Below are 13,416 nucleotides of genomic sequence, written 5' to 3' on the forward strand. Positions count from 1 at the left end.
GGTGTCAAGCCCACCATCGGTGTACGAGCGTCTGGGAGGATCTGCGGATGACCATGTCGCTGTCGGCCGAACTGTGGCCCGACGTCCAGCCGGAGACGGCACGACGACTGATGCTGGCCGGGGTCGAATCCTTCGCGCGGCGCGGCTACCACGCGACCACCACCCGTGACATCGCCTCGGCGGCGGGGATGAGCCCCGCGGCGCTGTACGTGCACTTCCCGTCCAAGGCCGCACTGCTGTTCGCGATCTCGAAGTACGGCCACGAGCAGACCCTCTCGCTGGTCGAAAGCGTCGTGGCACGCGAGACCGACCCGGTCGAGCGGATCCGGCTGCTGGTCGAGGACTTCGTGGCCTGGCACGCGCGGCGGCACACCGTGGCCCGCGTGGTGCAGTACGAACTGCACGCGCTGCCGGACGAGGAGTTCGAGATCGTCGCGAAACTGCGCCGCCGCATCGAGCAGATCGTGCGCGAGGTCATCGCCCAAGGCGCGCAGGCGGGCGTCTTCACCGTCGGCGACCCGCACACCGCGGCCCGCGCCGTGCTCTCGCTCGGCGTCGACGTCTCCCGCTGGTACAGCGACCGCGCCCGCCAGACACCCAAGAAGCTGGGCCAGGAGTACAGCGAGCTGGTGCTCCGCATGCTCGGCACGAAACTCTCCTGACCAGTACTGATCGACCTCCGTCGGCGATACCGCCACCAGAGTGACATACCAACCGGTCGGTATCGAGAATTACCCGTTGAGACGTTGACCACATACTAAGCGGTTGTTAACTTGCCCGGACCGCACCGCCGCAGCAGCGCCGAGCGAAGGGCACAACGATGGCCGACAGCGCACAGCCCGCACCGGAACCCACGATCACCGTGTCCCAGCGCAGGAGGGCCGCAACCGCCGCGGCCCTGGCTTCCACCGCCGAATGGTTCGATTACTTCGTCTTCGGTATCGCGGCGGCCTTGGTCTTCGGGAAGACCTTCTTCCCCACCACCAACGCGGCGACGGGCGTCCTCGCCTCGTTCGCGACCTTCGCGGTCGGCTTCCTCGCCCGGCCGCTCGGCGGGATCATCGCGGGCAGCCTCGGTGACAAACGCGGCCGGAAACCCGTGCTGGTACTGGCGATCGCGGTGATGGGCGTCGCGACCACGCTGATCGGCGTGCTCCCCACCTACGACACGATCGGCATCGCCGCGCCGATCCTGCTGGTGCTGCTGCGGCTCGTGCAGGGGGTCGCGGTCGGCGCCCAATGGGGTGGCGCGATGCTGCTCGCCACCGAATACGCGCCGCCCGGCAAACGCGGTCTCTACGGCAGCCTCGTCCAGCTCGGCGTCCCGATCGGCGTGGTGCTGGCGAATACGGTGTTCCTGATCGCCGCGCAGGTCGCGCCGCCGTCCGACTTCCTCACCTGGGCCTGGCGGATCCCGTTCCTGGCAGGCGTCCTCGTGCTCGGGCTGGCCTGGTACCTGCACGTCAAAATCGACGAGACGCCGGAATACCGCCGCGCGGAAGCGAAACTCGCCGCCGAGGAACGCGTCCGCGCCAAGTCGCCGCTGCGCGACGTCCTGCGCGATCACAAGGGCACGGTGCTGCTGGCAGGTGGTTCGTTCATGGTCAACACCGCCACCTTCTACATCCTGCTCAACGGCGTCCTCGACTACGCCACCCGCCATCTGGGGATGTCACGGACCACCGTGCTCGTCGCGACCCTGCTGATCAGCACGCTGCAGCTGGCGATCATCCCCTTGTCGGCGAAGCTGTCCGACCGGATCGGCAGGCTCAAGATCTACACCTTCGGAGCCGCCGGTGTCGCGCTGTGGGCGATCCCGATGTTCCTGCTGATCGACACGGCTTCGCTGCCGCTGTTCGTGGTCGCCTCGTTCGTCGGGTCGCTTTTCCTCGGCATCATGTACGGTCCGCAGGCGGCGCTGTTCGCCGAATTGTTCACCGCCGAGATGCGCTACACCGGCGCCTCGCTCGGCTATCAGATCAGCGCGGTCGTCGGCGGCGGGCTCGCGCCGTTCATCATGGTGCTGCTGCTGGAATCCACCGGGACCTCGATGTCGGTTTCGCTCTACATCATCGTGCTGGCCCTGATCTCGCTCGGTTCGATCGGCCTGCTGGCCAAACGAGCCGCACGGTCCACTTCGGACTCAGTCGACCGCGCGCGCGAAGCGGTCGGCGACCAGCCTTAGCCGGTCCTTGACCTCGTCCGGCGCCTCCTCCACGACGAAGTCGACGTCCCAATGGGCGAGGTAGTAAGGCATCACGGAAAGGTCGTTGGAGCCGACCCTGACCCGGCAGATGTGCTCGTCGATGGCTTCGATCGTCCCGACGGTCGGTGACACGTACTCGGCGAGCGCGTCCGCCGAACTGTTCACCCGCAGCACCATCTGGTGCGGATACGGCGACGACGTGATCCTGCGGGAAACGTAGGCCGCGAGGTCCTCGGCAGGCGGTTCCCTCGGCGTGAACCGGAAACTGGTGTCCGGGACAGCGTCGATACGGTCGACGCGGAAGGTCCGCCAGTCGTCGCGGTCGAGGTCGAAAGCGACCAGGTACCACCGGCGCCCGGTGTGCACCAGGCGCAACGGCTCGATGTGGCGCTCGCTGACCTCGCCGTTGTGGCTGCGGTAGCCGAACCGGAGCCGCTGATGGTCCCGGCACGCGGACGCGATGACCGTCAGTGCCTCCGCGTCGATGACCGGGCCGCCGCCACCGAGCGGGATCATCGCGGTGTTCAGCGCGGCCACCCGGTGCCGCAGCCGGGCGGGCAGCACCTGCTCCAGTTTCGTGAGCGCGCGCACCGAGGTCTCCTCGATCCCCGAAACCGTCCCGTTCGCGGCCGTGCGGAGCCCGACGGCGACCGCGACGGCCTCGTCGTCGTCCAGCAGCAGCGGCGGCAACGCGGCCCCCGCGCCGAGCCGGTAACCGCCAGCGACCCCTGGCGTGGCGTGCACCGGGTAGCCCAGCTCCCGCAGCCGCTCGACGTCACGCCGGACCGTGCGGACGTCCACCCGCAGCCTGTCGGCCAGGTCGGCGCCCGGCCAGTCGCGCCGCGCCTGGAGCAGGGAAAGCAGCCTCAGCAGCCGCGCCGACGTGCCCGTGGTCATCGGTTCGCTCGCTTCATGGGAGGAGTGTGGCAGAGATCGAGGACAGTTCCGGTCCGCGTTGTGCCTCGTGAGCGGTAAGGCTGGTTAGAGCGTTGATAGTCCCAAATCCTCCCTCGGCTGAGCCGGCGATCTCGTAGTCCGTGAAGGCCTCCTTCCCTACCTTCAGAGTAGGGCAAGGAGCCCTTCACGGACCGGACTCACCTGCGCCTGACCTGCGCGGCGGATCAGGATCGACGATGAAGGAATCGGGACGTTGAACGTCCCGATTCCTTCATCGTCGCGAGACCACTCGGCCCGGTAGAACCGTCCCCACCACTCACGAGGCCCTTCAGCGTGTCTCCGGCAACCCTCACCTGCACAGCCGCGGCCGGGCCTTGTCTCAAAGGGCCCCTTCAGGACGTTGAACGTCTCAAAGGGGGCCTTCGGGACACGTCCGGCGCCACCGCCCGGCCCGCGTTGAGGCTCGTGAGTGGCAAGGCTGGTTAGACCCGTCGTCAGTACTCACGAGGCCGTAGGGTGACCCGGTGATCGATCCCGCGCAGCTGCTGTCCGTCGCCCGCGAAGAAGCCGAACTCGGCAAGGCCGAGGGCGGGGTCCCGATCGGCGCCGCACTGTTCGACAGCGCCGGCGTCCTGCTCGGCCGCGGCCACAACCGCCGGGTCCAGGACGGCGACCCGTCGATGCACGCCGAGACCTCCGCGTTCCGGAACGCGGGCAGGCGGCCGCACTACCGCGACACCATCATGGTCACCACCCTCTCCCCCTGCTGGTACTGCAGCGGGCTGGTGCGCCAGTTCGGTATCGGCCGGGTGATCATCGGCGAGGCCGCCACGTTCGAAGGCGGGCACGGCTGGCTCGAGGAGCACGGCGTCGAGATCACCCTGCTCGACGACCCCGCGTGCACCGCGTTGATGACCGAGTTCATCCGGGATCATCCGGAACTGTGGTTCGAGGACATCGGGATCCCGACCTAGAGCCGCGACGTACGATCGCAGTGAGCGCCGAGATTCCGGCACCCGCGTGAGGGAGGGTTCAGATGTTCGGTTCGAAGAAGAAGTTCAACGACCTGATGGCGCAGCTCAGGCCCGACCTGAGTCGGGAATCGCTCGGCGTCGGGCCCGGCTTCCCTGGTATCGCCCCGAACCCGCTCCTGAGCAGTGATGCGCGCAAGCGCACCGCGGAACTGCGTACGGGGGCGCTTGCGCTCGGCGTTCTCGTCGACTGGCGGGAAGTCAACAGCAATCCACGCGTGGTCCTGATGTTCGACGTGGAGACCGCAGGCGGCATCTCGTTCCGCGGTATCGCAGACGAAGACCTCACGATCACCGAGCTCACCCGGCTCACCCCAGGACAGACGTTGCCCGTGCGTTTCCGGCCTGCCGTCATGGACCATTACGTCGCCCTTGCACGGGACGCGGACCCCGCCCACGTGCAGCGGCTCTCCGACGAGATCGCGAGCCGCAAGCGGACCTGACCCGAAGCCCTAGACGCTTTCCTCGGTCTCGAAGACGACGGTCCGGTTGCGCCCTGCCCCCTTGGCCGCGCGCAGCGCCTGATCCGCCGCGCCGACGAGCCGGTCGAGTGTCTCGCCGGCGCCGGGATGCGACGAGACCCCGATCGAGACGGTGGCCCCGGCGAACGTCCCACCCAATGAGACGAAGGTCGAGGAGATCCGCAGCCGGATCCGTTCGGCGATCGCGTGCGCGTCGAACCGGCTCGTACCGGGCAGCAGGACGACGAATTCCTCACCGCCGAACCGGCCGACCAGATCCGCCGCCCGCACCTCAGCGCGCAAAGTGTCCGCTACAGCGCGAAGGACGTCGTCCCCGACGTGCCTGCCGTGCCGGTCGTTGAGCCGGGCGAAGTGGTCGAGGTCGAGCATCAGCAGCGAAAGATCGGCGCCACGGCCGCGAAGCAGATCGAATTGCGTGCGCGCACCGTCCAACCAGGACGACGCCGTCAGCAGCCCGGTGCCGGAATCCGTACTCGCGTGGCCACGCAGGGCGCGCATCGTTCCCGCCCGGTGCAGCACCACGAGTGCCCCGGCGAGTACCACGGTGACGAACGGCCAGTCCACCGCCGACCACGCGAGCAGCAATCCGAACGCGACCATCGCCGCGTCGAAAGCGAATCCCGACGGCTCCGCCCCGAATTCGGCCGCCGGTGCGGCCAACGCCGCGTCGACGGACAGGAACACCAGCCCCGTTGCGAAAACCAGGGCGAAACTTTCGAAATCCCTTGCCGCGTCAGCGAACGGAGGCGCACCCAGCAGCACCGGGATGATCGAAGCGCCCAGCGCCGACAACATGGTGGCGGAGGCCGCGAACACCTGGCGGTGCGGGATTCCACGCCGGATCCGGAACCAGCGGTACCCCGCCGAGACGACGACGAGCAAGGCGGCCAACGCGGGCGGCACCAGCAACGCGCCCGCGAAGATCCAGGCAGCGTCCAGTCCCGCGCCGAGCCGGGTGTCGGCACGGGACCGCTCGACGGACCGCGAAAGCTCCGAGCTGAGGATCATTCCCCCCAGCAGAGCGAAAAACGGGAGCAGTGACGACGTCGCGGGCGGCCGCAGCACGAAGAGGTAGGCGGTGGCGGCGAAGGCGGCGACGTCGACGAGGAGCAAGTACCCGATCAGGCCCCGCCTGGGTAGTTCCCACAGGCTCCAGGACCCCAACAACCGCCGAGGCGCGGCGAGCCGGTCTCTCCGGCCGCGGCTTCCGGTCGCCATCAGGGAGTCCCCCACCATTTCGGCAAACTAGCCGGTAATCGCGGTGGTGTCGATCCTCTTTCCGGGTCATGACCCCCCTACTAAGGTCGGTCGTTCCGCCCCGGAATCCCGGTGAATTCTTGACAGTCCTCATTGGTCCAGTCCACTGTGAGGGAGCACACAGTGACCTCCCGGTTGATACGCCGCGTCAAGACGGAGGTGCTCCACACCTGCGCGCCTCACCGCGCGCGTATCCAGTTGGAGGACCTATGAAATCCCTACGACGCTGGGCAACACTGGCCACCACCGTCGGCGCCGCTCTCGCCACGGCGGTCGGCCTCGCCCCCGTCGCCTCGGCGGCCCCGGACGCGGTGCTCGCTTCGCCTTATCTGTACCAGTGGTCGGGACAGACGGACCCGATCGCCGCGATGAACGCCACCGGGGTCAAGGCCTTCACCCTCGCGTTCATCCTCTCCGACGGCGGCTGCAACCCGAAGTGGGACGGCAGCCGTTCGCTCACCGGCGCCGACGCCACGATGATCAACAACATCCGGGCCAAGGGCGGCGACGTCATCCCGTCGTTCGGCGGCTGGTCCGGCACGAAGCTCGGCACGAAGTGCACCACCCCCGCCGCACTCGCCGGCGCGTACCAGAAGGTGATCGACGCCTACAAACTCAAGGCGATCGACCTCGACATCGAGAACACCGACGAATTCGAGAACAACACCGTCCAGGACCGGATCCTGAACGCCGTCAAGATCACGAAGCAGAAGAACCCCGGCCTGCGCGTGGTCATCACCATCCCGACCGAGGTCGGCGGCCCCAACGCGACCGGAAAGCGGCTGATCAACCAGTCGAAGGTGCTCGGCGCGGGCGTCGACGCGTGGTCGGTCATGCCGTTCGACTTCTCCAGCGGCGGTGACATGGCGGGCAAGACCCGCAGTGCCGTGGACGGGCTGAAGAACGCCGTGAAGTCCACCTTCGGCCTGAGCGACGACGCGGCCTACCGGCGCAGTGGGCTCTCGTCGATGAACGGGAAGACCGATGTGGCGGGCGAGACCGTCAGCGTCGCCGACTTCCGCGCGATCCGCGACTACGCGGCGAGCAAACATCTCGCCCGGCTGTCGTTCTGGGCGGTGAACCGCGACTGCAACAACTGCGCGGGAATCTCGCAGGGCAAGTACGACTACACCAAGATCGTGGCGGGTTACACCGGCTGACTTCCGTTCCCCACCGGTGTCAGCGTTCCGTGAAGGCCTCCTTGAGGGACTCTGAGTCCCTCAAGGAGGCCTTCACGGACTTGTGACCCGAGAACCTCAGTGACCGCAGTCCGGCGCCGTGTTCAGCGGCCGTCCCCGCGACCACACGAGGTCGACCGGATGCACCGAACCGTCCCGGTCGATCGACAGGATCGGCAACGCCTTGTCGAGCTGGTTCCCGGTGTCCTGGTCGAACGCGACGAACCCGGTGGCGCCGGGGACCGCGGAGTTGCAGTCGATGCTGCGCACCATGTTCGCGACCGAAACCGGATCAGCCGACACGTTCCGCGCCGCGGCCTCGACAGCCGCGGCGACGGCGTCGTGTTCGATCATCGCGGCGCCGTCCCACAGCTCCCCCTTGGGAAAGCCATGGGTGCCGGTGAATTCGGCGATGAAGTTGTCGTGGTTCTTCTTGTACGTCGGATACGCCGGATCGGCGGTGAACATATCCCACTGGTCGGGAAAGGCGAGTGCCGTGTAGCGGAGCCGGACGCTGATGTCCTTGTCGAGCTCCAAGGAATTCCCGGCGAGGGTGCTCGCGTCGTCCCCGGTCATCACGGTCACCGAATCGAGCCCTTCGCAGGCGCCGTCGCCCGCCAGCGCCGCCACGAGGGCACCGAGATCGAGCCCTCGGCCCGCGAAGTAGATCAGATCGGGTTTCGCGCCGCAGATGTCGTTGTGCCAGCTGCTGAACAGACCCCGCAGATAAGCCTCGCGCGAGGTGTCGGCGAGCGGCTTGACCTCGTACGTCTTCGTGAAGAGGACCGGAACCTTCGACGAGTTCCGGAAGGCCTCGGCGAGGGTGGTCGCGTACGTGTCCTCCTTGCTGACCCCCTGGATCATCATCACGCGCTGGAAACCGTGCGTGGCGATGTACCCGGCCGCCACACGGGCTTCGTCGGTGTTGGTCGGGCCAACGCGGAAGAAGTTGTCGATCCGCGAGCCCTTCGGGTCGGTGTTCATGTTGTCCGCGGTGGGGCTCGCGCCGATCGTGGCGATCCCGTGCTGGGACAGCTCGGCCACCAGTGCCCGGCTGTTCTCCGAACTGTTGCCGACAGCGGTGACCGCCACGATGCGCTGGGCGGCGGCCGCGGCGATGATCTCGTCGGCGGCGACGCGCCAGTGGTCGGCGTTGCTCCCGTAGTTGGCCAGCAGGAGTTTGATCCCCGGCCGCCCGCTCTTCGGCCAGGCGGCGGCGATCGCGCCCTGGACCTCACGCCGCACGAAGGAGAACGGCTGGCTGTCGACCTTCGGATCGGGGGCCAGGTTCTCCAGCACCACGACGGTCTTGAAGTTCTCGCCGACCTTCTCGTTGCGGCTCTTGACGAGCTCTTCCATCGGCGCGAGCGGATCGTCGTCCCGCACCGGACCGGAGTCGAGGTTCAACCCGACGCAGACGTACGACGAGCCGACCGAATCCTTGTCCGCGTCCACCGCGTGCAGCCCGGCGCCGCAGGACTCCCACGGCCGGACGGCGGTCAGCGCGGCGGCCACCAGCAGGACCACGACCGCGATCAGCAACGCCCGGTGACGGCGCGCCCGGCCTCGTGGCCGTACCGGCGGGCCCGCCGCCGCGCGTTCACGGGTTTCGGACATGCGAGTTCTCAACGAATCGAGCCAGGACATGACGGGGTTCCGTTCAGGTTCAGGGGAATTCGCCGCGGCGGGCGGCTTCCTTGGCCGACACGAGCGCGCCGACGTCGGGCTGGTGCGAGGTGGTGGCCAGTGCCGCGAAAGCGTTCGCGATCACCTGATGCTGATGCTGCCCGCGGACGGCGAACGGGTTGGCGGTCAGCCAGCCCGCCGCGATGAGCCGGGCGACGTTGTTCCGGATCTCGGAACGGTCGGCAGGGCACCGCGCGTTGTCCAGGTTCACCAGTTCGTCGTACAGCTCCGCGTGATCCCGCTCGGGAGGCAGATCATCCGGCGCGTTCAGGACCAGCTCGAGTTTCGCGATCCACTCCGCGTGCGGGATCCGGTTGAACTCGCGCTCGAAGAACGTGACGACCTCGCCGATGTCGCCCAGCGCGAGGTTGCAGTAGGCGAGGCGCACCGGATCCTGCGCGGTGTCCGGGTCGTCGCGCAGGGCCTTGAACTGGTCGGTGTAGGTCGGCCCGTCCCCGTCACCGCGCCGGGCCAGCGCGGACACCAGGTTCGCGGCGATCCACGGATGCAGGGCCGCCTGGTCCTCGGTCGTGCCTGCCGTGTTCTTCGCCGTCACCCACAACGAGGTACGCAGCTCGGTCAGGATCCGCCCGACGTGCGGCTGGTCGATCCGGCTCTGCGCGGCGTCCGGGATCAGCCAGGGCGCGGTCGCGAACGGGGCCGCGGTCACGAAGTCGTCGAGATGGACGTCGTCGAGGTGGTCGGTCAGCCCGAGTTCGCTCAGCCTGCGGTAACAGGGATCCTGCTCACCGCGGGGATCGGTGGTGAGCAGGCCACGGTCGCCTTCGCGCACGTTGCTCGCCCGCAACCGGTCCGCGAGCTGCTCGACGGCCGACGGCAGCCCGCCGGTCGCCCGGTGCGCGAGCGTGACCTTCGGGGTCCGCACCCCCGAATCGAGGATCCTCGCGATCCGCCCGCTCGGCTGGGGCGAGATCCGGACGGGGTAATAGGGCGAGTCGAGCGCGCCGCCTGCCGGGTTCGCCCAGTCGTCGTACGAGGCCTCCTCGCAGTCCGCCATCGGCCGGACGGCGCGCGGCGCGCCCGACGCGGGTTTCCACGGCGCCAGCCAGGCGGTACCCCAGTCGTCGTGCCATCGCCCGCTGGTCGCGATGACCAGCAGCGCGTCGTGGGCGTCGCGGTCGTTCGGATGCTGGACGGCGTACCGTTCCCGCGCCGCGACCAGGTCGGCGAGGAACTCGGCCCCGCCGGCGTTGTCGACGTCGTCGAGGACCACCACCCAGTTGTGCCAGTGCCTGCGCTGCTGCGAGAGGTCGCAGGAGCACGGGCTCTTCTCCTCCGGCCGGGCCAGCCGCGGATGGTTCTCCCGGACGTCGCCGAGGAACGCCGCCATCAGCCATTCGGTGACGGCCTTGGCGTCGCGGGCGCTGCCGTGCGCGAGCCGGTTGAGTTCGAGCAGCGCGTCGAACGGGGGTCTTCCTTCGGCGTTGGGGAAGTCGGCCAGCGCCCGCAGCGGCTTCCTCAGCGTCGGCCGGATGTTCCGGACCAGATGCGGGAACGTCTGACGGAACAGATCCGCGTATTCGGGTTCGATGAGACCGGTCGCCTTCGCCGTCTCGGTCAGCGCGTTGAGCGCTTTCTCCAGCCCTGGTGTCCAGATGATTCCCTGCAGGCTGGAGATCAGCGTCTTCAGTTGCAGGATGTCTCCGGCACGGTTTCGCCCGGTGAGTTCGGCCTGAACCACGATCAGCGCAATCGTGAAACGGACGAACTGCGGTTTCGGCCGATTCCGCCATTTCCGCGACAACTCGTAGGCCAGTTTCGTGAGCACGTCGATCGTGCCTGCCCGGCCGCCTTGCCCGAACTCGAATCCGGCGTGCACGACCCCCCAGCCCAGGTCACGGCGGATCGCTTCCAGCGCCGTGGTCTTCCCCGAACCGACCGGTCCGAGCAGCAGCGTCACCGGCTGCTGGCGGGACGGATTCCCCGTCTCGCGATTGATCAGCATTCTCCGGGCTAGCTGCACCGCGGGAGAATGTCGGTCCGCACTCATTTTCCTGTTCAGCCCCTAGCTGTGCTCCGGGAGGGAATGGAGAGTGCGGACCATCGTAGGTACGCGACCGGAGTCAGGACACAGGAAAAATGACACCAGACACGAAAGGACGTAATCCGGCGCGAATTGTAATTCTTTTTCGACGAGGAGCGATACCGCCGCTCACCCGATCGGCGCTACCCGCCCCATTGCGGCCAGCGGCCACCGCCGCGGTACCAGTCGTAGTATCCATCGTGCTCGCGGTGGCCGTCACGCGGATCCGGCCGTTCTTCGGGCACCGGGGTCGGCGTGGGTGACGGCGTCTCCGAGCCGTTCAGCGACGCTGTCATCGGCGGCGGGGGTGCGACACTGCCTCCCGGCGGTCCCGGCGGGGCGGGTGAAGACGCCGCGGCGTCCGGGACCTCGACCGCCTGCGGGGCGATGGCCAGCGACGGCGGCGGGAGCGGCATGCCGGGGATGACCTCGGCCGGGTCTCCAGGGGTGAGCAGTACGGCCAGCAGGCCGCCGACGACGACGCCCCCTGCCGAAAGCGCCGAAATCCGCCGGAGCTTCCCGCTTCCGGGAGCGACGGCGATCGGAGCCCGGTGCTTCGGCCCGCGCGGTCCCCGGCGACGGGGCGCGGCACCGGCCGCCCGCATCAGCTCGCTCAGGGCGTCCCCACCGGCCTCGCGGCGAGCCGTGCGTGCCATCGGCACCTCCCAAACCCCGGTCCGCCGATCGACGCGGCGGCCTCAACCCGTGGTGGATATTAGGAACGCGGGAGGTGCTTGTAAACGGCCGTCGTCCACAGCGGACAAACGGTGCGGTGAAAGGTCAGGCAGCCGCGGTGACCGCGATGGCGGCTTCGCCGGCCTCGGTCAGTTCGGCGGGCACCCGGCCGGTCACCGCGGAGAGCCCGGTGGACGCGGCGGGGCGGATGTAGCCGCCGTGGGCCAGGGCGTGCGCGGTCATCTGGTCGCAGCAGGCGAAGCCGTCGATGAAGAGGTCCGGCTCGCAGCTGCACGACATCTGGGCTCGGCGGGCCGCGACGGCTCGCAGCATCGCCATGGCTCGATGGGACAACTCGATCTCTGAACCGGACACCGGACTGGACCTCTCTCGATCAGCTACCTGAATCGGCAGCACTTACACCGTGTTATCGGTCGCTGCTCCATCAGTGTTAACAAGATCTCAGACGTTCTCGGGATTATCCAGGTTCCGTTCGATCTTCTGGCTTTTTGCCAGTGCCAGCGTGGGCTCCAGGACGCGGGCCCACTGGGCCACGATCTGCTTGCGGCGCTTCGTGTCGTCGGTCAGCAGATTCGCCAGGCCAAGGCCGCGGGCAAGATCGAGAGTGGCCTGGACCAGCTCGCGGACGCCCTGGTGGGATTCGTCGACGCCGAGGAGTTCGACGGTCACCCGGTGTGCTTCCCGCCCGACACGGGCCTCCAGCGGCACCAGGGTCGCGCGCAGCGACTCGTCGGTCGACGCGGCGACCCACAGGTGGAGCGCGGCGCGGAACATCGGCCCGCTGTAGAGGTTGAGGACCATGTCGACGGCCCGTTCGATCCGGGACCGCCCCGACGGCAGCTCCGCCGCGCGGGCGCGCAGTTCCACGATCTGGATCTCGCCGACGTGCTCGACCGCGGCCGCGACCAGGTCCTCCCTGGTCGGGAAGTGGTGCTGGGCGGCACCGCGCGAGACCCCGGCGCGTTCGGCGATGACCGCCACCGTCGTCCCGTTCCAGCCCAGCTCCCCGATCGTCCCGACGGCGGCCTCGACCAGCCGCCGCCGGGTCGTCCGGCTGCGTTCCTGCTGCGGTTCGCGGATCATGGCCTTGATTCTGGGGTACGGCCGTCGACCCAGAAATCGAGCTGCAGGTCTTCCTCGTTCCCGCCGACGCGGTACTTCGAGAAGTCCGTGACGCCCTCGGCGGCCAAGACCTCGTCGTCGAGGTAGAAATTCCCCGTCGCCCCGGTGCTCGGTTTGGTGAGGATCGCGTGCGCCGCGTCCGCCATGATCTCCGGCGTCCGCGACTTCGCCGCCAGTTCGGCGCCGACGACGTTGCGGATCGCCGCGGTGTCGATCGTGGTCCGCGGCCACAGCGAATTCGCCGCGATCCCGTACTGCCGCAGTTCCGCGGCGAGCCCGACGGTCACCAGGCTCATCGAGTACTTCGCGATGCTGTACGCGAGATGCCCGGCCTGGAACCATTTCTCGTCGAGGCTGATCGGCGGCGAAAGCGTGAGGATGTGCGCGTTCTCGGCCAGTTTCAGATACGGGATCGCGAGTTTCGACAGCAGGAACGAACCGCGCGCGTTGATGTCCTGCATCAGGTCGTAGCGCTTCATGCTGACCGACTCGGTCGGCGTCAGGTCGATCGCGCTGGCGTTGTTGAGCACGATGTCGATGCCGCCGAACTGTTCCGCGGTCCGCGCGATCGCGGCTTCGACCGACGTGTCGTCGCGGACGTCGCCGACGATCGGCAGCGCCTGCCCGCCGGCGTCCTCGATCGCCTTGGCCGCGGTGTAGAGCGTTCCCGGCAGTTTCGGGTGCGGCTCGGCGGTTTTGGCCAGCAGCGCGATGTTCGCGCCGTCGCGGGCGGCGCGGACCGCGATGGCCTCGCCGATCCCCCGGCTGCCGCCGGAGATGATGATCGTCTTGCCGTGGAGCGTGCTCATGTTCGCCT

The 13,416-nt window shown here is 68.3% G+C and carries 13 protein-coding genes; 5 read left to right on the forward strand and 8 right to left on the reverse strand.

Features of this window, described 5'->3' with window-relative positions; genetic code table 11:
- The first annotated feature begins 47 nt into the window (after positions 1-47).
- A complete protein-coding gene (locus tag AMYAL_RS0140875; protein WP_020637101.1) occupies positions 48-662 on the forward strand; it encodes a TetR/AcrR family transcriptional regulator in 615 nt (204 codons plus the stop codon).
- A gap of 158 nt (positions 663-820) precedes the next feature.
- Positions 821-2,185, forward strand: coding sequence for an MFS transporter (locus tag AMYAL_RS0140880; RefSeq protein WP_020637102.1), 1,365 nt, complete (start codon positions 821-823; stop codon positions 2,183-2,185).
- Here the strand turns inward: AMYAL_RS0140880 and AMYAL_RS0140885 are convergent.
- Positions 2,144-3,103, reverse strand: a complete 960-nt coding sequence (locus tag AMYAL_RS0140885; protein WP_020637103.1) for a helix-turn-helix transcriptional regulator — start codon at positions 3,101-3,103, stop codon at positions 2,144-2,146. The genes AMYAL_RS0140880 and AMYAL_RS0140885 overlap by 42 nt on opposite strands.
- Positions 3,104-3,627: 524 nt before the next feature.
- Between AMYAL_RS0140885 and AMYAL_RS0140890 the strand changes: the two genes are divergently transcribed.
- Both AMYAL_RS0140890 and AMYAL_RS0140895 read left to right on the forward strand, forming a co-directional pair.
- Positions 3,628-4,077 (forward strand): nucleoside deaminase, encoded by a 450-nt coding sequence (locus AMYAL_RS0140890; RefSeq protein WP_020637104.1) that lies wholly within the window; start codon positions 3,628-3,630, stop codon positions 4,075-4,077.
- Between the two features lie 62 nt (positions 4,078-4,139).
- Entirely contained in the window at positions 4,140-4,577 is a 438-nt protein-coding gene (locus AMYAL_RS0140895; protein WP_020637105.1) for a hypothetical protein, read from the forward strand.
- A gap of 9 nt (positions 4,578-4,586) precedes the next feature.
- On the opposite strand, the gene AMYAL_RS0140900 is transcribed toward AMYAL_RS0140895, so the two are convergent.
- Positions 4,587-5,852, reverse strand: coding sequence for a GGDEF domain-containing protein (locus AMYAL_RS0140900; RefSeq protein WP_026467857.1), 1,266 nt, complete (start codon positions 5,850-5,852; stop codon positions 4,587-4,589).
- A 230-nt stretch (positions 5,853-6,082) separates the two neighbouring features.
- Between AMYAL_RS0140900 and AMYAL_RS0140905 the strand changes: the two genes are divergently transcribed.
- The gene (locus AMYAL_RS0140905; protein ID WP_020637107.1) at positions 6,083-7,033 is read left to right on the forward strand and encodes a chitinase; all 951 of its coding nucleotides are present in this window, start codon (positions 6,083-6,085) and stop codon (positions 7,031-7,033) included.
- A 96-nt stretch (positions 7,034-7,129) separates the two neighbouring features.
- Here the strand turns inward: AMYAL_RS0140905 and AMYAL_RS0140910 are convergent, their stop codons facing one another.
- The 6 genes from AMYAL_RS0140910 to AMYAL_RS0140935 form a co-directional block, all read right to left on the reverse strand.
- Positions 7,130-8,668 carry a type 1 periplasmic-binding domain-containing protein gene (locus AMYAL_RS0140910; protein WP_020637108.1) on the reverse strand — a complete coding sequence of 513 codons (1,539 nt, stop codon included), beginning with the start codon at positions 8,666-8,668 and terminating at the stop codon, positions 7,130-7,132.
- Positions 8,669-8,717: 49 nt separating this feature from the next.
- Positions 8,718-10,721 carry a hypothetical protein gene (locus AMYAL_RS0140915; protein WP_026467858.1) on the reverse strand — a complete coding sequence of 668 codons (2,004 nt, stop codon included), beginning with the start codon at positions 10,719-10,721 and terminating at the stop codon, positions 8,718-8,720.
- A 203-nt stretch (positions 10,722-10,924) separates the two neighbouring features.
- Positions 10,925-11,437 carry a hypothetical protein gene (locus tag AMYAL_RS0140920; protein ID WP_026467859.1) on the reverse strand — a complete coding sequence of 171 codons (513 nt, stop codon included), beginning with the start codon at positions 11,435-11,437 and terminating at the stop codon, positions 10,925-10,927.
- A 124-nt stretch (positions 11,438-11,561) separates the two neighbouring features.
- On the reverse strand, positions 11,562-11,831 hold the full coding sequence (locus AMYAL_RS0140925) for a hypothetical protein (protein ID WP_026467860.1): 270 nt from the start codon (positions 11,829-11,831) through the stop codon (positions 11,562-11,564).
- A gap of 87 nt (positions 11,832-11,918) precedes the next feature.
- Complete coding sequence (locus AMYAL_RS0140930) at positions 11,919-12,560, reverse strand: TetR/AcrR family transcriptional regulator (protein ID WP_020637111.1); 642 nt, start codon at positions 12,558-12,560, stop codon at positions 11,919-11,921.
- Positions 12,557-13,408 (reverse strand): SDR family oxidoreductase, encoded by an 852-nt coding sequence (locus tag AMYAL_RS0140935; protein ID WP_020637112.1) that lies wholly within the window; start codon positions 13,406-13,408, stop codon positions 12,557-12,559. The genes AMYAL_RS0140930 and AMYAL_RS0140935 overlap by 4 nt, the downstream gene beginning before the upstream one ends.
- Positions 13,409-13,416: the final 8 nt, after the last annotated feature.

Origin of the sequence: Amycolatopsis alba DSM 44262, assembly GCF_000384215.1 — a bacterium.
GTDB lineage: Bacteria > Actinomycetota > Actinomycetes > Mycobacteriales > Pseudonocardiaceae > Amycolatopsis > Amycolatopsis alba.